Source organism: Aldersonia sp. NBC_00410 (assembly GCF_026342035.1).
Classification (GTDB): domain Bacteria; phylum Actinomycetota; class Actinomycetes; order Mycobacteriales; family Mycobacteriaceae; genus Aldersonia.
The window spans coordinates 381,013-400,308 of record NZ_JAPENM010000002.1 but is presented as its reverse complement, the minus strand read 5'-3'; the positions used below and the strand labels follow the sequence as shown (position 1 = coordinate 400,308).

At 68.0% G+C, this 19,296-nt stretch carries 17 protein-coding genes; 5 read left to right on the top strand and 12 right to left on the bottom strand.

Annotated features, from left to right (window positions below):
* Window positions 1–45: 45 nt before the first annotated feature.
* The 4 genes from OG921_RS05550 to panB are packed head-to-tail and all read right to left on the bottom strand — an operon-like array spanning window position 46 to window position 3,241.
* Entirely contained in the window at window positions 46–930 is an 885-nt protein-coding gene (locus OG921_RS05550) for a CHAD domain-containing protein (RefSeq protein WP_266111366.1), read from the bottom strand.
* Window positions 927–1,901, bottom strand: coding sequence for a prolyl aminopeptidase (pip, locus tag OG921_RS05545; RefSeq protein ID WP_266111365.1), 975 nt, complete (start codon window positions 1,899–1,901; stop codon window positions 927–929). Before pip ends, OG921_RS05550 begins: the two co-directional genes overlap by 4 nt.
* A 3-nt stretch (window positions 1,902–1,904) precedes the next feature.
* A complete protein-coding gene (locus OG921_RS05540; RefSeq protein ID WP_266111364.1) occupies window positions 1,905–2,327 on the bottom strand; it encodes a hypothetical protein in 423 nt (140 codons plus the stop codon).
* 59 nt (window positions 2,328–2,386) lie between these two features.
* Window positions 2,387–3,241: a 3-methyl-2-oxobutanoate hydroxymethyltransferase gene (panB, locus tag OG921_RS05535; RefSeq protein ID WP_266111363.1), complete on the bottom strand. Its 855-nt coding sequence runs from the start codon at window positions 3,239–3,241 to the stop codon at window positions 2,387–2,389.
* A gap of 195 nt (window positions 3,242–3,436) precedes the next feature.
* On the opposite strand from panB, the gene OG921_RS05530 reads away from it, so the two are divergent.
* From OG921_RS05530 to OG921_RS05520, 3 genes are all read left to right on the top strand, one after another.
* Entirely contained in the window at window positions 3,437–4,966 is a 1,530-nt protein-coding gene (locus OG921_RS05530; protein ID WP_266111362.1) for an alpha/beta hydrolase, read from the top strand.
* Window positions 4,967–5,070: 104 nt separating this feature from the next.
* Window positions 5,071–6,411 (top strand): type I glutamate--ammonia ligase, encoded by a 1,341-nt coding sequence (glnA, locus tag OG921_RS05525; RefSeq protein WP_266111361.1) that lies wholly within the window; start codon window positions 5,071–5,073, stop codon window positions 6,409–6,411.
* Between the two features lie 78 nt (window positions 6,412–6,489).
* Entirely contained in the window at window positions 6,490–9,495 is a 3,006-nt protein-coding gene (locus OG921_RS05520; protein WP_266111360.1) for a bifunctional [glutamine synthetase] adenylyltransferase/[glutamine synthetase]-adenylyl-L-tyrosine phosphorylase, read from the top strand.
* Window positions 9,496–9,504: 9 nt separating this feature from the next.
* On the opposite strand, the gene OG921_RS05515 is transcribed toward OG921_RS05520, so the two are convergent.
* Window positions 9,505–10,335 (bottom strand): alpha/beta hydrolase, encoded by an 831-nt coding sequence (locus OG921_RS05515; protein ID WP_266111359.1) that lies wholly within the window; start codon window positions 10,333–10,335, stop codon window positions 9,505–9,507.
* Between the two features lie 105 nt (window positions 10,336–10,440).
* Here OG921_RS05515 and OG921_RS05510 point away from each other — a divergent pair, with 105 nt between their 5' ends.
* Complete coding sequence (locus OG921_RS05510) at window positions 10,441–11,103, top strand: phosphatase PAP2 family protein (protein WP_266111358.1); 663 nt, start codon at window positions 10,441–10,443, stop codon at window positions 11,101–11,103.
* A gap of 76 nt (window positions 11,104–11,179) precedes the next feature.
* Here the strand turns inward: OG921_RS05510 and glnA (OG921_RS05505) are convergent, their stop codons facing one another.
* A complete protein-coding gene (gene glnA, locus OG921_RS05505) occupies window positions 11,180–12,616 on the bottom strand; it encodes a type I glutamate--ammonia ligase (protein WP_266111357.1) in 1,437 nt (478 codons plus the stop codon).
* 239 nt (window positions 12,617–12,855) lie between these two features.
* On the opposite strand from glnA (OG921_RS05505), the gene OG921_RS05500 reads away from it, so the two are divergent.
* Window positions 12,856–13,332 carry an RDD family protein gene (locus OG921_RS05500; protein WP_266111356.1) on the top strand — a complete coding sequence of 159 codons (477 nt, stop codon included), beginning with the start codon at window positions 12,856–12,858 and terminating at the stop codon, window positions 13,330–13,332.
* Between the two features lie 24 nt (window positions 13,333–13,356).
* Here OG921_RS05500 and OG921_RS05495 read toward each other — a convergent pair whose 3' ends face one another.
* From OG921_RS05495 to sucB, 6 genes are all read right to left on the bottom strand, one after another.
* A complete protein-coding gene (locus OG921_RS05495; RefSeq protein WP_266111355.1) occupies window positions 13,357–14,103 on the bottom strand; it encodes a DUF4191 domain-containing protein in 747 nt (248 codons plus the stop codon).
* A 77-nt stretch (window positions 14,104–14,180) separates the two neighbouring features.
* The gene (gene lipA, locus OG921_RS05490; protein ID WP_266111354.1) at window positions 14,181–15,203 is read right to left on the bottom strand and encodes a lipoyl synthase; all 1,023 of its coding nucleotides are present in this window, start codon (window positions 15,201–15,203) and stop codon (window positions 14,181–14,183) included.
* Window positions 15,200–16,030, bottom strand: a complete 831-nt coding sequence (lipB, locus tag OG921_RS05485; RefSeq protein WP_266111353.1) for a lipoyl(octanoyl) transferase LipB — start codon at window positions 16,028–16,030, stop codon at window positions 15,200–15,202. The genes lipA and lipB overlap by 4 nt, the downstream gene beginning before the upstream one ends.
* 10 nt (window positions 16,031–16,040) lie before the next feature.
* Entirely contained in the window at window positions 16,041–16,553 is a 513-nt protein-coding gene (locus tag OG921_RS05480) for a GNAT family N-acetyltransferase (protein ID WP_266111626.1), read from the bottom strand.
* 19 nt (window positions 16,554–16,572) lie between these two features.
* A complete protein-coding gene (locus OG921_RS05475) occupies window positions 16,573–17,454 on the bottom strand; it encodes a TIGR01777 family oxidoreductase (RefSeq protein WP_266111352.1) in 882 nt (293 codons plus the stop codon).
* 6 nt (window positions 17,455–17,460) lie between these two features.
* Window positions 17,461–19,221: a 2-oxoglutarate dehydrogenase, E2 component, dihydrolipoamide succinyltransferase gene (sucB, locus tag OG921_RS05470; RefSeq protein WP_266111351.1), complete on the bottom strand. Its 1,761-nt coding sequence runs from the start codon at window positions 19,219–19,221 to the stop codon at window positions 17,461–17,463.
* Window positions 19,222–19,296 lie beyond the last annotated feature (75 nt).

Here is a 19,296-nt window from a genome sequence, read left to right as displayed (position 1 = left end):
GCCGCGACGCATGGCGTCGCGGCCGTTTTTGCTTGTGCCGGGCGGTTAGGCGCCAAGCGCGGTGCACGCCACGGCAAGCCGTTCGATCGCCGGCTGGTAGCCCGCGATCGAGACACGGGCGGCCTGCTCCTCGGCCATGAACAGCAGGCCATAGCCGAACAGATCCTCACCTGCCGCCCGGGCGGCCTCCGCCGCGGCGAGGATCGCGATCTGCGATTCGATCGCGTCCCGGTGATCCCCCAGCACCACCTGCAGCGCCCTGGCTTCGACCGCGACGGGCTCTGCCGACGCGCCGAGCACGCTGCCCGCCGCCTCGGCGCCATACCGCAGCCGCTTGGCGGCTTTGCGCACGTCGTGCAACGCGTCGGCCCGGTCCTCCGGCGCTGCCGCGAACTCGGTCCGCACGAACGCCCGCACCCGCTCGTAGTCCGCGGTCAACGCATCCACGCAGACCGCGGTACCCGGTAAGCCCGCGGCGGGCCCGGTCGCCGGCTCGGCGAGGAGCCGATCGAGCATCGCGCGCAACGTGATGTAGCGCTCACCGTCGAACGCGGCGTGGATGTCGGCCAGCGCCGATTCGTAACGGGCCCGCTGCGCGGTCACCAACCTGGTCGCGATCGGACCGGGCAGCAGTTCGGCCGGTTGCTCGGTGAGCAGGGCGGTGAACCGGGCGGCCCGGACCTCTGCGTCCCTGGCCACGCCGAGGACCTCGCCGAGCCAGCGCAATTCGCTGCGGATCGCGTCGATCTCGTTGCGCGCAAAGACCTTGCGATAGGACCGGAGCACGCTGCGCAGCCGCCGCGTCGCAACCCGCATCTGGTGGACCGAGTCCGGTGCATCGATGCGCACGGCGGGTTCGGCGGTCGTGAGACGGTCCACATCGAGCCCGACTGCGGCCACGATCACCGGCCCTGCAGAAACCGCGCTCACGACGTCTCCGATCGAAATGTGTCCGTCGCGGTGATCAGCCGGTCGACGATGCCGGGCTCGTTCGAGGCGTGTCCGGCATCGTCGACGATGTCCAACTGCGAGCCGGGCCACGCCTTGTGCAGCTCCCAGGCGCTGGTCGCGGGGCACACGATGTCGTAGCGGCCCTGCACGATCACACCCGGAATGTGTGCCATCGCCGCGATATTGCGCAGCAGTTGACCTTCGGCGAGAAAGCCACCGTGGCGGAAGTAGTGGTTTTCGATCCGCGCGAATGCGAGTGCGAATCGGGGGTCGGCCGTCTCGGCGATCCGTTCGGGCCGAGGGAGTAGCGAGCTGGTAGCGCCTTCCCAGGTCGACCACGCCACTGCCGCGGCGATCCGCACCTCAAGGTCGGCGTCGTAGAGCAGCCGGTGGTAGGACTCGACGAAGTCGCCGTCGCGTTCACCGATCGGGACCGGGGCGACGAAATGTTCCCACAGTTCGGGAAAGACGTTGCCGGCCCCGCCGTTGTAGTACCAGTCGATTTCCTTGCGGCGCAACAGGAATACCCCGCGCAGCACGAGCTCGGTGACCCGCGTCGGATGCTGCTGCGCGTAGGCGAGTGCCAGCGTCGATCCCCACGAGCCGCCGAATACGAGCCAGCGCTCGATACCGAGATGGGTTCGGACGGCTTCGATGTCGGCGATCAGCCGGTCGGTGGTATTCGTGGCGAGTCCGTCCGGGCTGTCGATCTCGGCGACGTGCGGGACGGATCGTCCACAACCGCGCTGGTCGAGCAGCACGATCCGGTACGCGTCGGGATCGAAGAACTGGCGGTTGAACGGGGACGTGCCGCCGCCGGGGCCGCCGTGTAGAAACAGCGCCGGTTTGCCGGCCGGGTTTCCGCTGATCTCCCAATAGATCTGCTGGCCCTCCCCGACGTCGAGAAGTCCCGTGTCGAAGGGTTCGATCTCGGGATACAGGGTGCGCATCGATCAGATCCCGACGAGTCCGGAAGCGAGGTCGGGGATTTCGAGGAGTTCGAGCGCCTCCTGCCGAACGTCGGGGCAGTGCGCGATCGTGATGGTGTCGACGAGTCCCCGGTTGCGCAGCACCTCGATATTGACCAACCCGTTCTGCGCCGCCCACGTCTGGACGACGATGTTGAGCCCGGGCTTGCCCAGCGTGGGCCCCTGAACCCGCCAGTTGGACAGCTCCGCCTGGATCGAGGAGCACAAGTTCTGCGCCGCCTCGTCGGAGACTCCGGGCGTGGCGCGGTTCGTCGTGGTCCGCGCCTCGGGGCTCGGAGCCACGGACGACGGGGTGGACGGGGGCTGTGGCGTCTGGCTTTCGCACGCCGCGGTCAGCGCCAGCGCTGCGACGGCGAGCCACGCGAAACGGGTGCGGCGGTTCGGCATTTCCCGAGTCTGCCAGCCGGACGCGACGTTCCGCGCCGCTGCGCCGGGTGTGCGTCGGGTCAGAAGCTGTGCTCGGCGTCGGGGAAGATGCCGGACCGAACCTCGGCCGCGTAGCTGGTGGCTGCGCGGCGCAGTTCGTCGCCGACTTCGCCGAAACGCTTGACGAACTTCGCCGTCTTCCCGCTGGTGTAGCCGGCCATGTCCTGCCACACCAGCACCTGCGCGTCACATTCGTTGCCTGCGCCGATGCCGACTGTCGGGATGCTCAGCTTGCGGGTGACCTGACCGGCGAGTTCGGCAGGCACCATCTCCATCACGACGGAGAACGCGCCGGCCTCCTGGACGGCGATCGCGTCCGCGACGAGCTGCTCGGCGCCGTCGCCACGCCCTTGCACGCGGAAGCCACCGAGTGAGTTCACGCTCTGCGGAGTGAAGCCGATGTGCGCCATGACCGGGATGCCGGCCGCCGTGATGGCCGCGATCTGGTCCGCCACGCGTTCGCCGCCCTCGAGCTTCACGGCGTGGGCGAGGCCCTCCTTCATGAAGCGGGTCGCGCTGGCCACCGCCTGCTCGGGCGTGGACTCGTAGCTGCCGAACGGCAGATCGGCGACGACGAGCGCGTGCGGAGCGCCGCGCACCACGCCGCGGACCAGCGGGATCAGTTCGTCGATGGTGATCGGGACGGTGGTGTCGTAGCCGTAGACGACGTTTGCCGCCGAATCGCCGACGAGCAGGACCGGGATGCCGGCCTCTTCGAAGATTCGCGCGCTGGAGTAGTCGTAGGCGGTAAGCATGGCCCAACGATCACCCGAGGTCTTCATGTCCTGCAGGTGGTGGATGCGGGTCTTGCGCTTGGGTGCGGCATCGGAGGTAGCGGGCGTTGCGCCGTATACGGATGCCATTGAGTCGGACATCTTTGTCCCTTCCTGATCCTCGAGGCCCAAAGCGGGTCCCCGGGTAAGTGACGACAAGGTGATGACTCCTCGATTCTGTCACCGGGTGATCCCGAGGCGAAGGGCGCTGGCCAGTGCAATTCGTCACAACTGGTGCGGCGGGGGTGAGGATTGGCGGTGGATTGGCGGGGGTCTCCGCTGGCCTACCCTCATGGGATGCCGATCGCCGTCCGACCTGTCGCACCGGCGATCGTCGCCCTGCTGTGCGGGCTCCTGCTGGTCGGATGTACGTCATCGGAGACCGACAGCGGTCCGGTGAATACGGAGGCGGGCGAGCTGAGCAAGTTCTACGACCAGACCCCGACCTGGTCGTCGTGTGACGAGTTCGAAACCGACGCCCCGCTCCCGTCGCGGCTGGAGTGCGCCCGGATCACCGTGCCGATCGACTACGACGCCCCGGACGGCGCGACCGCCGAGATCGCCATTTCACGCGAACGCGCGACCGGCGACAAGATCGGCTCGCTGCTGCTCAACCCCGGCGGGCCGGGCGGCTCCGGACTGTCCATGGCGACGCGCGCCGGTGGCACGCCAATCGCCGATCGCTTCGACGTGATCGGGTTCGATCCGCGCGGGGTGGGCGCGTCGACGCCGGCCGTACGGTGCACGACCGCCGAGCAGGCCGACGCCGAGCGGGCGGATCTCGATACCGATATGTCCCCGATCGGGATCGACCAGACCGAGCGCGAAGACCGCGACTACATCGCCGGCTGTGTTGGCGACTCCGGTGACGACCTGCTCGCGCATATCGGCACCCGTGAGGTGGTCCGCGATCTCGACATCATGCGCGCGGTGCTCGGCGACGAGCAGCTCAACTTCCTCGGCTACTCCTACGGCACCCGCATCGGCGCCGCGTACGCCGAGCAGTTTCCGCAGCGGGTGCGAGCGCTCGTCCTCGACGGTGCGGTGCTGCCCGATGCCGACCCGTCCGACGACACGGTGGCACAGGCCGCGGGATTCCAGGGCGCGTTCGACGACTACGCGCGTGACTGCGCAGCCGTGCCGGCCTGTCCGCTCGGTCAGGATCCGACGCAGGCGGTGGCGGCCTACCGCGCCCTGGTCTCGCCGCTGGCCGACCACCCGGCAGCGACGACCGATCCCCGCGGGCTCGGATACAACGATGCGATCACCGGCACGGTGCAGGCGCTGTATTCACCCGATCAGTGGCGGACGCTGACCGCCGCGCTGCGTGAGCTCGCCCGGGGGCACGGCGATACGCTGCTCCAGCTCGCCGACATCTCGGAGGGTCGCGACGACGAGGGTGAGTATTCGAATCTGAACGATGCGTTCAACGCGATCCGGTGTGTGGACGACCCGCGCGTCACCGACCGGGCGGTCGCGGGGGATATGGACACGCGCTACCGGGCGGCGGCTCCGTTCCTCGACGACGGCCGCGGCACTGGGTCGGCCCCGCTGGATCTCTGCGCGCAGTGGCCGGTACCGGCCACCTCGACGCCGCACCGCAGCGAGGCGAGCGGGCTTCCGCCGGTGGTCGTGGTGTCGACGACCAACGACCCCGCAACGCCGTACCCCGACGGCGTGGCCCTGGCCGACCAACTCGGCGGTTCGCTGATCACCTACCGGGGGACGCAGCACACCGTGACCCTGTCCGGGGTGGCCTGTGTGGACGACGCGGTGGCCGACTATCTGGTTTCGCTGACCCCGCCGCCGGACGGACTGACCTGCTGACCGGGACGCTCACCGCGAGACGGCGCGGACTGTGAGGAAATCGCGTCGGTGACGGATTTCGCTACGTAACACAAAGTTAACGCTCGATGCTTAGTCTCGCGGGCATGGATCGTCAAAAAGAATTCGTGCTCCGAACCCTCGAGGAGCGCGATATTCGGTTCGTCCGACTCTGGTTCACCGACGTGCAGGGATACCTGAAGTCGGTGGCGATCGCGCCCGCCGAACTGGAGGGTGCGTTCGAGGACGGAATCGGATTCGACGGTTCGGCAATCGAGGGGTTCGCGCGCGTGTCGGAAGCCGACATGGTCGCCAAGCCCGACCCGTCGAGTTTCCAGATACTGCCGTGGGCCAGCAGTAACGGCCATCAGCATTCGGCGCGCATGTTCTGCGACATCGTGATGCCCGACGGTTCGCCGTCCTGGGCCGACCCGCGGCACGTCCTGCGCAGGCAGTTGAACAAGGCCGCCGACCTGGGATTCAGTTGCTACGTCCATCCCGAGATCGAGTTCTTCCTCGTGGAGAATGCGCCGAACGACGGGACTCCGCCGACTCCGGCCGACACCGGCGGCTTCTTCGATCAGACCGTGCACGAAAGCGCGCCGAACTTCCGCCGGCACGCCATCGACGCACTCGAGTCGATGGGCATCTCGGTCGAGTTCACCCATCACGAGGGTGCGCCCGGTCAGCAGGAGATCGACCTGCGCTACGCGGACGCGCTGTCGATGGCGGACAACGTGATGACCTTCCGGTACCTCATCAAGGAGGTGGCGATCGAGGAGGGCGTGCGCGCGACGTTCATGCCCAAGCCGTTCACCAGTTACCCGGGCTCGGCGATGCACACCCACATGAGCCTCTTCGAGGGCGAGACCAACGCGTTTCACGATCCGGACGACCCGATCCAGCTCTCCGACACCGCGCGCGCGTTCGTCGCCGGGGTGCTCGAGCACGCCGGCGAGATCACCGCGGTCACCAACCAGTGGGTGAACTCCTACAAGCGCCTGATCCGCGGCGGCGAGGCGCCGACGGCGGCGACGTGGGGGCGGTCGAACCGGTCCGCGCTCATCCGAGTGCCGATGTACACGCCGAACAAGGCTTCGTCGCGGCGGGTGGAGGTCCGCTCGCCGGACTCGGCCTGCAACCCGTACCTTGCGTTCGCGGTCGTCCTGGCCGCCGGTCTGCGTGGTATCGAGAAGGGCTACACCCTCGGTGCAGCCGCCGAAGAGGATGTGGCCGCCCTCACCGTCGAGGAACGGCGAGCGATGGGCTTCCGGGATCTGCCCGCAAACCTCAACGAGGCGCTCAACGCAATGGAGAAGTCGGAGCTGGTTGCCGAAGCTCTCGGCGAGCACGTCTACGACTTCTTTCTGCGCAACAAGCGCGCTGAGTGGGAGGAGTACCGCAGCCGCGTGACGCCGTTCGAGGTCGAGCAGTACCTGGGCTTGTAGCGCGTGGCACGCCGCGCTCCATAGGCGTTTCACACCTCGGCCGTCAACAGTCTCGAGGCCATCGGTAATCTTTGCGGCATGGCCGTCCCGAGTACGTCACGACCTGTTGTTCCGAGCGCGGGGCGGCTCGGTCTCGTCGAGCCCAACGCCCCCGTCGACCTGCGCTCGCTCGGCTGGAATCGGGTAGAACACGTCCCCCTGCTGTGGTCGCTTTCCCGCGCCCCCGACGCGGATTTGGCGTTGCGCACGGTGGTGCAGTTGCGTGCAGGCCTCGGGTCGGACTGGTCCGAGCTCGATTCGGCACTGCAGACCGATAGCTCGCTGCGCGGGCGGCTGTTCGGAATGGTCGGAGCGTCGAGCGCGCTTGCCGAGCACCTAGTCGCCGACCCGTATTCCTGGCGGCTGCTGCTCGCCAAAAACCTGCCGAGCAAGGAGACGATGACCGCGGATCTGCTCGCGGCCGTCGACGCGGCACCGGAAGAGGGGCCGAACGCCGGGCCGTTGGTCTACCGGGCCGGCGTCACGGGCTCGAAAGCCATTGTGGCGTTGCGCAAATGCTATCGCGATCAACTCATGGTGCTGGCCGCGCAGGACATGGCGGCCGTGGTCGAGGACGAGCCGGTCGTACCCTATGTCGCGATCGGCAGCCATCTGTCCGACCTCGCCGACGCCGCACTGACCGCTGCGCTCGCGGTTGGTATCTCAACGGTATCGCCCGACGCGCCGCTGTCGTCCCGAATCGCGGTCATCGCGATGGGCAAATGCGGTGCGCGCGAGCTCAATTACGTCAGCGACGTAGATGTCGTCTTCGTCGCCGAGCCGGCGGACACGAAGTCCAACCGGGTCGTGGCCGAGATGATGCGGATCGGCACCGAGGCGTTCTTCGAGGTGGACGCCGGATTGCGGCCGGAAGGACGGCGCGGCGAGCTGACCCGCACGCTCGAATCGCATGTCGCCTATTACGAGCGCTGGGCCAAGACCTGGGAGTTCCAGGCACTGCTCAAGGCGCGGCCGATGACCGGTGATCTCGAATTAGGCGAAAGCTATTGCGCCGCACTGATGCCGGCGGTCTGGAGGGCGTCCGAACGCGAGGACTTCGTACCCGAGGTGCAGGCGATGCGCCGCCGGGTGGAGAGCCTGGTGCCCGAGGAACTGCGCAGCCGAGAGCTCAAGCTCGGCACCGGCAGCCTGCGCGACGTCGAGTTTGCGGTACAGCTGTTGCAGCTCGTGCACGGCCGCCTCGACGACTCGCTGCATGTCACCGGCACGGTGCAGGCGCTCGCACGGCTCGGCCAGGGCGGCTATGTCGGCCGCGACGATGCCGCGAACCTCACCGCTTCCTACGAGTTCCTGCGCTTGCTCGAGCATCGGCTTCAGTTGCAGAAGCTCAAGCGCACCCACCTGCTGCCCCCCGAGGACGACGCCGAGGGGTTGCGCTGGCTCGCGCGAGCCGCCCATATGCGCCCGGACGGGCGGCAGGACGCCACCGGTGTGCTGCGCGCGGAGATCAAACGCAACGCCCAACGCGTCGGCCGGTTGCACGGCAAGCTGTTCTACCGGCCGCTGCTCGAATCGGTCATCCGAACCGGCTCGCTCGCAATGGCGCCCGAGGCCGCGGTGCGGCAGCTGTCGGTACTCGGCTACGTCGCACCCGAGCACGCGCTCAATCACCTGCGCGCGCTCACCGCGGAGGGCACCCGCAAGGGCCGTATCCAGTCGCTGCTGCTCCCGACGCTGCTCGAATGGCTCGGCGACACCCCGGACCCGGACAAGGGTCTGCTGGCATATCGGCGGGTATCCGAGGCGCTGAACGACCAGACATGGTTCCTGCGCGAGCTACGCGACGAAAGCGCAGTCGCGCAGCGGTTGATGATTGTGCTCGGCGGCTCGGCCTATCTGCCGGACCTGATCATCAATGCACCAGAGGTCATCCGGATGTTCGCCGACGGACCGGACGGGCCATTGCTACTCGGCCCAAAGATCGAGGATGTCGCGCGCGGGATCGTGTCGTCCTCGGCGCGCTACGACACCCCGGAGCGGGCGGCCGCCGCGGCCCGCTCGCTGCGCCGACGCGAGCTGGCCCGAGTGGCATCCGCCGACATGCTCGGCATGCTCGAGGTGCCGGAAGTTTGCGCGGCGCTGTCTTCGGTGTGGTCCGCGGTGCTCAATGCCGCGTTGCAGGCCGCCATTTCGGCGAGCGAAGCCGAGACGGGGGAGTCGGCACCGGCGGCGCTGGCGGTGATCGGCATGGGCCGTCTCGGCGGTGCCGAACTCGGCTACGGCTCGGACGCCGATGTGCTGTTCGTCTGCGAACCCGTCGAGGGGGCCGACGAGACCAAGGCCGTCCGCTGGGCCACCGGAATCGCGGAACGGGTGCAGCGTGTGCTCGGTGCACCGAGTATCGATCCCCCGCTCGAGGTGGATGCGAACCTGCGGCCGGAGGGCCGTAACGGGCCGCTCGTGCGCACGCTGGGGGCCTATGACGCCTATTACGGGCAGTGGGCACAATCGTGGGAGGTGCAGGCGTTGCTGCGGGCGCATCCCGTGGCGGGCGACCCGGACCTGGGACTGCGTTTCCTGCACACCATCGACAAGGTGCGCTACCCGGAGGGCGGGATTTCGCCGGAGGCGGTGCGGGAGATCCGTCGCATCAAGGCGCGGGTCGATTCCGAGCGGCTCCCGCGCGGCGCGGATCCGTTGACGCACACCAAGCTCGGTCGCGGCGGTCTTTCCGACATCGAGTGGACCGTGCAGCTGCTGCAATTGCGTCACGCGCACGACTTGCCGTCATTGCACAACACGTCGACGCTGCAGACGCTGGACGCCATTTCCGCGGCGGCGCTGGTGAACCCGGCCGACGTCGAGTTGCTCCGCGAGGCGTGGATCACCGCCACCCGCGCACGCAATGCGCTGGTGCTCGTCCGCGGCAAGGCCAGCGATCAGCTACCCAATCCGGGACGCGAACTGCTCGCCATCGCCCGCGCCGCCGGCTGGAAGACCGACGACCCGAGCGAGTTCCTCGACAACTATCTGCGCGTCACGCGGCGCGCCCGCCGGGTCGTGCTCGAGGTGTTCGGCACCTAACTGGCCGAGTCAGCGATGCCCGTCGAGCCAGGTGAGCACCTCATCGAGCACCTGCTCGCGCTCGGGTTCGTTGAGCAGCTCGTGATAGAGCCCGTCGTAGTACTTGACTGTCAGGTCCGAAGTCCCCACCGCGTCCGCGACGAGTTTGGTGGCGTCCGGCGAAACCAGTGCGTCCGCGGTGCCGTGCATGACCAATAGCGGGACCTGCAGTTGTGCCAGGCGTGGTTGCATCCGCTCGAACGCGGCGAGCAGCTCGCCGACTGTGCGCGCCGGGATTTTGCCGGAGTGCACCAGGGGATCGTCGATGTAGCGCTGCACCACCTCGGGGTCTCGGCTGACCGTGGTGGCGTCCAGTTGCAGCACACCGAGGTTCGGTGCGACCCGGGACAGCACGCGCGCCGCGATCTTCTCGACCGCCGACACCGCGCCCGGGTCGGCCGCGGGCGCGGAGAGCACCACCCCAGCGAGCTCGACCGGGCGTCGGGTGACGTAGTAGAGCGTGATCAGCCCACCGAGGCTGTGCCCGAGCAGGAAGCGGGGCACGTCCGGGTGGCGTCGCGTGGCTTCGGCGAGCATCGTGCCCACATCGTCGGCAACGCCGTCCATCGAGTCGATATTCGCGCGCGTGCCATCGGACAATCCGTGGCCCTGATGGTCGGGGGCGTACACGGCGTAGCCCTTGGCGGCGAGCTGCTCGGCGACCCACGCGTACCGGCCGGCGTGCTCGCCGAGCCCGTGCACGACCACCACCAGCGCGGTTGCCGGGCCGTCCGGCAGCCAGCCCTGCCAGCGGATCATGCCTGCCGCACCCGCGAATTCGCCGTGTGTCGTCGCTGTCATCGGTCCTCTTTCCTGTCCGGCCCCGTCACCGGACGCGCACAGCGATTGAACCCGATCGGAGTGCTCGCTGGCGAGTTCCGCCGCACGACACGCACCATGGGACACATGACCCCTCCGGCGCCGGCCCGCGATGTGGTGCGTTGGTCGTCGATCGGGGCGATCGTGCTCGCCGGAATGTTCGTCGCGCTCGCCGTGACGGTGAGCGCACTCGGGCGACCCACCCGTGCCGATGTTGCGACCGCCGAGTGGTTCGCCGAGCACCGCACGCCGGTCGTGACGTCGCTCATGCGTGCCGTGTCGTTCCTCGGCAACACACCGCAGGCCATCGTTCTCACGACGGTTGCCGTGCTGCTCATCTGGCGCTTCGGCCGTGGCGTCGCACCGGCCGCCGTCCTGGCCGGGTCGGTGTGTGTCGCGTCGTTGTGCAGTGCCACGACGAAGCTGATCGTCGCGCGGGAGCGGCCACCTGGGGAGTTGCGGCTGGTCCGGGTCCGTACGCACTCGTTCCCGTCGGGGCACGTCACGTTCACCACGGTGTTCGTGGTCGGTCTGCTCGTGGTGACCGCGGGTGCGGTGACCGGTGCGGCGCTGTGGGCTGCCCGTGTCCTCGCGCTCGTCTTTGTCGTCCTGATGGCCGTCAGCCGGATGTATGTCGGCGTGCACTGGCTCACCGACGTGATCGGTGGAGCGCTACTCGGGGGTGCGGTCGCACTGCTCGGCGCGGTCGTACTCGCACGGGTTCGCGCCCGGGCACCCGCCGGGCTGTAGTCGCGACGGGCACACATACGACTGCGGGGGAGCAGCCGGATGGCTGCTCCCCCGCAGATCGGGTTGTCTCGACGATTTAGACGTCGAAGTAGAGGTCGAACTCGTACGGGTGCGGACGCAGGTTGATCGGGGCGATCTCCTGCTCCCGCTTGATGCTGATCCAGGTGTCGATCAGGTCCTCGGTGAACACGCCACCCTCGGTGAGGTACTCGTGGTCCTTCTCGAGGCTGTCGATCACCGCGTTGAGCGAGGTCGGGGCCTGCGGGATGTTCTTGGCCTCCTCGGGCGGCAACTCGTAGAGGTCCTTGTCGATCGGCGCCGAGGGCTCGATCTTGTTCTTGATGCCGTCGAGACCGGCGAGCATCTGCGCGGCGAACGACAGGTACGGGTTGCCCGAGGAGTCCGGTGCGCGGAACTCGAGGCGCTTGGCCTTCGGGTTGTTGCCCGTCGTCGGGATACGCACGGCGGCCGAGCGGTTACGGCCGGAGTAGACCAGGTTGATCGGCGCCTCGTAGCCCGGCACCAGGCGGTGGTAGGAGTTCACCGTCGGGTTGGTGAACGCCAGCAGCGACGGCGCGTGGTGCAGGATGCCGCCGATGTAGTGCCGCGCCAGATCGGACAGGCCCGCGTAGCCGCGCTCGTCGTAGAACAGCGGCTTGCCGTCCTTCCACAGCGACTGGTGCACGTGCATGCCGGAACCGTTGTCACCGAAGATCGGCTTCGGCATGAAGGTGGCGGTCTTGCCGGCCTTCCACGCGGTGTTCTTCACGATGTACTTGAACAACTGCAAGTCGTCCGCGGCGCGGAGCAGGGTGTTGAACTTGTAGTTGATCTCGGCCTGGCCGGCGGTGCCCACCTCGTGGTGACCGCGCTCGAGCACGAAGCCCGCCTTCGTCAGGTTGGTCGAGATCTCGTCGCGCAGGTCGACATAGTGGTCGTACGGCGCGACCGGGAAGTAGCCGCCCTTGGGACGAACCTTGTAACCGCGGTTCGGGCTGCCGTCGAACTCGACCTCCGCGCCGGTGTTCCATGCGGCCGAGATCGAGTCGATCTCGTAGAACGCGCCGTTCATCTTGGACTCGTAACGGATCGAGTCGAAGATGTAGAACTCGGCCTCGGCGCCGAAGTAGGCGGTATCGGCGATGCCGGTGCTCGCCAGGTACGCCTCGGCCTTGCGGGCGACGTTGCGTGGGTCGCGACTGTAGGACTCGCGGGTGTACGGGTCGTGGACGAAGAAGTCCATGTTGAGCGTCTTGGCGTGGCGGAACGGGTCGAGCTGCGCGGTGCCGTAATCGGGGAGCAGGATCATGTCCGACTCGTGAATCGACTGGAAACCGCGCACCGACGAACCGTCGAAGGCCAGGCCGTCTTCGAGCGTGTCCTTCTCGAACGCGCCGGCAGTGATCGAGAAGTGCTGCTGCGTACCGGGGAGATCGGTGAACCGGATGTCCACGTACTCGATGCCCTCATCCGCGATGTACTTGATGACCTCTTCGGCCGTCGTGAACGCCACGCTTGTGCTCCTTTGGGTTCGTAATCCCGCGCCGCCCGTCCAACTGACAGCGGGGTCGTCGGTCGTGAACGGTATGGAAACGGTGTTGCCTGGTAGTCAAGCCCGTGTTTCGCCAGTGTTACACGTCGCCACTTCGGGTGAAGCGGACACCGCGTGCGGTCCCGGCGCGGTCGCCCGTATCGGCGCAGCACCATGCCACCGGTTCGGGCCGGAGCTCAGGGCGGGCCTATCCTTGGGATATGGCGCGTATGACCGGTTCGTGGCTCTCCGGCCCCTCCGCGGCCCTCCCGCCGCGAGATTCCGCAGAAGAGGACAAGTACCGGGGCGAGAGTCTCGGTCTTCCGGAGACAGGGCCGGATTCGCTCGTGCGCACCGGTCGGCGGGTGGCGGCGCTGTTCGTCGACTGGCTCATCGCCTACGGCCTCGCGGCGTTGGTCGTCGGCCCGGACGAGCTGCAGGGCTCCATTTCGACGGTCACGCTCGGGTTCTGGATGGCAATCGGCATCGGCGCGGTGAGCTACTTCGGCTTCACCCCCGGCCAGTTCTTCGTCGGTATCCGGGTGATCCGCATCGACGGGCCGGTCCGGGTCGGGTTGGTGCGGGCCGCGGCCCGGTCGGTGCTGCTGTTCTTCGTCGTTCCGGCGTTGTTCAACGACACCGACGGGCGCGGCATGCACGACCGCGCGACCGGCACCGCCGTGGTGCGCAGCCGCTGACCGGCAGGTCTACCTGGCGGCGCGTCAGCGGCGGCGAATGGTTCGCTGCATCCCGCCGCGCATCTTGCCGCCACCGGGAAGCGGACCCTTCGGCATAGCCGGTCCGCCCCGCGCGCCGAGCGCGGACAGTCGCGACTCGATGGTGTCCATCCGTTTGGTGTCGATATTGCGCGGTAGCTTGTTCAGGTAGCGCTGCAGCTCTTTGAGCTTGACCTGTCCCTCGTCGTTGCCGATCACCACGTCGTAGATCGGGGTGTCCCCGACCAGGCGAGCGGTCTTCTTCTTTTCCTGCGCGAGCAGCGATTTGACCCGCTGTGGTGCGCCCTCCGCGACCAGGATGACGCCGGGCCGGCCGATCACCCGGTGCACGGCATCGAGTTGTGTGGTCCCGGCGACGGCGTTCTGCACGCGCCACTGGCCCTGCATGTTCTCCAGCGCCCACGCCGCGGCGCCCGCCTGGCCCTCGGCCTTGCGGTAGACCGATCCCTGCACCCGCCGGCCGAAGATGATGAACGCGACAAGCACACCGAGCACGATGCCGATCGGCAGCAGGAACCACGGGATGCCGAAGACGAGCCCGACGAGAAAGAATGCGAGAGCGAAGACGAGGATCGACCCGATCATCAACGGCAGCAGCAACTTGTCCTCTTTGCGCTGCATGTTGAAGGCCTGCCAGAGCTGCGACCTACGCTCTCGCGATGCCTGTCGCTTGGCCGCTTTCGCGGCGGCCTTCGCCTCTTTGCTGGGCTTGCCGCCCTTGCCGTTCGCCATGAGTCAAGGATAAGCCCCGGTGGTGGAGCGAATTTCGCGGCCGGTGCGCAGGCCGCGCAATGCTGCAGGTGGTGCGGTCAGCGAGCCATCCGGGCCAGCACCGAGGTGGCCTCCTGGGCGGCGCTGCCCTCGTCGGCGAGGTGTCCCATTTCGGTCGGCAGCGCACGACCGTGATGCGCCATCGCCTGTGCATAGAGGCGTCCGGCGCGGTAGGACGAGCGCACCAGCGGGCCCGCCATCACACCGGCGAATCCGACCCGTTCGGCGTGCTGGGAGTGCTCAACGAACTCCTCCGGCTTCACCCAGCGGTCCACCGGATGGTGCCGCGGCGACGGACGCAGATATTGAGTGATCGTCAGGATGTCGCACCCGGCTCGGTGTAGGTCCTCGATCGCGGCGGTGATCTCTTCGGGTTCCTCACCCATACCGAGGATCAGGTTCGACTTCGTCACCAGTCCGGCGTCGCGGGCCGCGGTGATCACGTCGAGACTGCGCTGGTAACGGAACGCCGGGCGGATCCGCTTGAAGATGCGCGGCACCGTCTCGACGTTGTGCGCGAGCACTTCCGGGCGCGAGGAGAACACCTCGGCGAGCTGGTCCGGGTCGGCGTTGAAGTCGGGGATGAGCAGCTCGACGCCGGTATGCGGGTTCAGCCGCTTGATCGCGCGCACCGTCTCGGCATAGAGCCAGGCGCCGCCGTCGTCGAGATCGTCGCGGGCAACCCCGGTGATCGTCGAGTAGCGCAGGCCCATCGCCTGCACGCTCTCGGCTACTCGGCGCGGCTCGTCCCGGTCGAGTTCGGCGGGCTTACCGGTGTCGATCTGGCAGAAGTCGCAACGACGCGTGCACTGTTCGCCGCCGATCAGGAAGGTGGCCTCGCGGTCTTCCCAGCATTCGTAGATGTTCGGGCAACCGGCTTCTTCGCAAACTGTGTGCAGCCCTTCGCGTTTGACCAGGCCTTTCAGCTCGGTGTACTCGGGGCCCATCGTCGCGCGGGTCTTGATCCAGCCTGGTTTCCGCTCGATCGGTGTTTGCGCGTTACGCACCTCGATACGCAGCAGTTTGCGTCCGTTCGGCGCGGTTTCCGGTGCCACAGTCACTGCACCGATGTTACCTGTGCTTGATGCTCGCTCCGCAGGCTCCGCTCGTGTGCTTGATGCTCGCTCCGCAGGCTCCGCTCGTGTGCCGGCGCGACCGTACCGGCCGGTGCGTGCAAGCACCCCCGCTCGATGTCGTGATCGGTGACCGGCAGCCGGCCGTCGAGCGCAGCCAGTACCGCATCGGTGACGGCGGGGCTCACCTCGTCGACGGTGACCTCTCGACCGAGTTCGCCGCTCAGCGAGGTGACGCCGGCGTCGGTGATCCCGCACGGAACGATCGCGTCGAACGCGGCCAGCGCGGAATTGCAGTTCAAGGCGAACCCGTGCAGCGTCACACCGCGCTGCACCCGCACGCCGATCGCGGCAATCTTGCGCTCGGGCCGCCACCGCCCGCCGTCGTGCGCGGCCGCGAGCCACACCCCGGAGCGGCCCTCCACCCGTCCAGCGGGCAGACCAAGGTCGGCGCACACCTGGATCAGCGCCTCCTCGAGCCGGCGAACGTAGCGCACGACGTCGATGGGCTCGGCGAGCTTGACGATGGGGTACCCGACGAGCTGGCCCGGTCCGTGCCAGGTGATCTTGCCGCCGCGATCCACCTCCACGACGGGGGTGCCGTCGGTGGGACGATCCTGCGGCTCGGTGCGCCGCCCCGCGGTGTACACCGACGGATGCTCGAGCAGCAACAGCCGATCTCGGCCGCGGCCCTCGGCGCGCTCGGCTGCGATCGCGCGCTGACGCTCCCACGCCTGCACGTACTCGACCCGGCCGAGATGGTCCACCTCGACGGGTTCGGTCGACGCGCGGGCCGAATCGGAAGCAGCGGGCATGAGTTCGAGACTACGCCGCCGGATCCACCGGTCCGGGCAGGGTGAGCTGCATCAGGGTGAGGTCGAGCCAGCGGTCGAACTTGGCGCCCACCTGCGGAAGTTCACCCACGACCCGGAAGCCGAAGTTGTTGTGCAGCGCGATCGAGGAGTGGTTCGCCGATTCGATGCCGGCGACGATCACATGCACTCCACCTTGCGCTGCGCGCTCGATCAGCGCGGTCATCAATGCGGTTGCGACCCCGCGTCGGTGGTAGGCATCGGCCACGTAAACCGAGTTCTCCACGGTGAATCGGTAACCGGACTTCGGCCGCCACGGACCATAGCTCGCGTACCCCGCGATCGCGCCGTCGATGTCGGCGACGAGCACCGGGAACCCCGCCTGCCGGCGGTGCGCCCACCAGGAGATGCGCTCGTCGAGATCGGTCGGCGCGGTGTCCCAGATCGCGGTCGACTCCGCGATCGCGGAGTTGTGAATGGCAAGGATGGCCGGCATATCCGCTGGTTCCGCGTCGCGCACGATCATGTCGGTGAAGAGGCCCAATTCAATGCAACGCCGCCTCGAGCGCCTCACCGATGGTGTGATGGCGGAACGAGTAGCCGGCCGACTCCAAGCCGCGCGGGATCGCCCGCGGACTGGCGAGGACGGCCTCCTTGGCGAACTCGCCGATCAGCGCGACCAGCGCGCGTCGCGGGACGATCCACGGGGCCGGGCGATGTAGCGCCTGCGACATGGCGCGATTGAACTGCGCGTTGGTCACGGGCGCCGGACCGACGAGATTCAGCGGCCCGGAAATCTCGGGGTTGCCGAGCGCGAACTTGATCGCGTTTATCTCGTCGTCGAGTGAGATCCAGGGAAAGTACTGGCGTCCGTCGCCGAGGCGGCCACCGAGTCCGAGCGAGTACAGCAGCTTGAGGCGGTGCAGGATCCCGCCGTGCTTGGCAAGCACCGGGGCGCTGCGCAGCAACACCACCCTGGCCTTCGCCGCCGGCGCGGTCGCCGCCTCCCAGTCCTGGCACATCTCGGCCAGGAAACCGGTTCCGGCGGCGGCGGATTCGTCGACCACACGGTTGCCGGTGTCGCCGTAGAAATGCACACCGCTCGCGTTGAGCAGGGTCGGCACGCCTTCGGCCGCGACGGCGTTCGCGAGCACATCGGTCGCGGTCAGCCGGCTGTCCCGCAGCGCCTGCTTGTAGGCCCCGGACCACCGCTTGTCGCCGATGCCGACGCCGCAGAGATTCACCACGGCGTCGGCACCGGCGAGGGCACCCGGATCGATATCGCCCAGCTCGGGCTTCCACTCGAATTCATCGGCGGCCGCGGGACGGCGACGCACCAGACGCGCGACCACATGCCGGTCCGCGCGCAGCGAGGCGACGAGCGCCGTCCCAATCAGCCCGGACGAACCGGCGATGACGATGTGCATAGGCGGCTACAAACCGAGGTCGGCCTCGAACGCCGCTTCCTGCAGGCGCTGCTTCACAGTGGTGAGGAAGCGGCCCGCATCCGCGCCGTCGATGAGCCGGTGGTCGTAGGTGAGCGGGAGGTACGCCATCGACCGGACACCGATCGACTCCGCGCCTGCGTCGTCGGTCACGATCACAGGACGCTTCACGATCGCGCCGGTCCCCAGCATCGCCGCCTGCGGCGGCACCAGGATCGGCGTGTCGAACAGCGCGCCCTGGCTGCCGATGTTGGTGATCGTGAAGGTGCCGCCGGAGAGCTCGTCCGGCTTGAGACCCCCGTTGCGCGCGCGGTCGGCGATGTCGAAAATCGCGCGGGCGAGTCCGGCGAGTGACAGATCACCGGCATTGTGGATCACCGGCGACAGCAGTCCCTGCTCGGTATCGACGGCGATGCCGAGGTGAACGGCCGCGTGGTAGGTGATCGTCTTGGCCGACTCGTCGTAGCTGGCGTTGACATTCGGGTGCACGCCGAGCGCCTCGACGACCGCCTTGGCGAAGAACGGCAGGAACGTCAGGTTGACGCCCTCGCGCTCCTTGAACCGTGTCTTGGCCCGCGTCCGCAGCGCGGCGACCTTGGTCAGGTCGGCCTCGTGCACCTGCGTCAGCTGAGCGGTGGTCTGCAGCGACTCGCGCGTCTTGGTGGCAGTGATCTGCCGGATGCGGTTGGCCTTCTGCGTGGTGCCGCGCAGGTGCGCCAGTTCCGGTCGCGCGGCTGCAGCCGTGGGCCTCGCGGCGGGCGGGGCACTCGCCGCAGGCGCGGCTTCGGGCTCGGCCGGCTTCTTCTTGGCCTCGGCGGCCGCGAGCACGTCCTGCTTGCGGATGCGGCCGCCAACACCGGTGCCGCTCACTGTCGACAGATCGACGTCGTTGTCCGCGGCGAGCTTGCGCACGAGCGGGGTGACGTACGGCGAGCCATCGCCGCCGGACGGCTTCGATTCCTGCTTGGGAGCCTCCTGCTTGGGCTCTTCCTTCGGAGCCTCCTGCTTCGGCTCGGGTTCGGGCTCCGGTTCGGGCTCGGGCTCCGGTTCGGGCTCCGGTTCGGGCTCAGGCTCCTCCTTCTGCGCCGGCTGACCCGACCCGATCACGGCGAGCTGCCCACCGACCTCGATGACGTCGTCTTCTTCGGCGCTGATCTCGAGCAGCGTGCCCGCGACCGGCGAAGGGATCTCGGTGTCGACCTTGTCGGTCGAGACCTCGAGCAGCGGCTCGTCGACGGCGACCTCGTCGCCCACCGACTTGAGCCAGCGGGTGACGGTGCCCTCGGTCACCGACTCGCCGAGTTCGGGCATCGTGACCGGCGTGCCATCGCCGCCGCCGCTGTCACCGGTGTCGGCCTTGGGTGCCTGCTTCGGCTCGGGCTGCTCTTCATCGTCGGATCCGGATTCGGAATCCGACTCGGCCTCGGCGGGCTCGCTTTCGGCGCTCGACTCCGCTGTGTCGCCGGAGTCGTCGCTGCCGGAATCGTCGCTGCCGGAGTCGTCGCTGTCGGACGCTTCACCGATTTGCGCGAGTTCGCCGCCCACCTCGACCACGTCGTCTTCCTGGGCCACGATCTTCTTCAGCACGCCCGCGGCCGGGGAAGGGATTTCGGTATCGACCTTGTCGGTGGAAACCTCGAGCAGCGGCTCATCGACTTCGACCGTGTCTCCCTCCTGCTTCAGCCACCTGGTCACCGTTCCCTCGGTGACACTTTCGCCAAGCGCTGGCATCTGGACGGAGAAGGCCATGTCCGTTGACTCCTCGATGTGGTTCGGTCTTCGACTTTTGGTCGCACACCATTGTGCTAGGCGGTCGCCGATCGT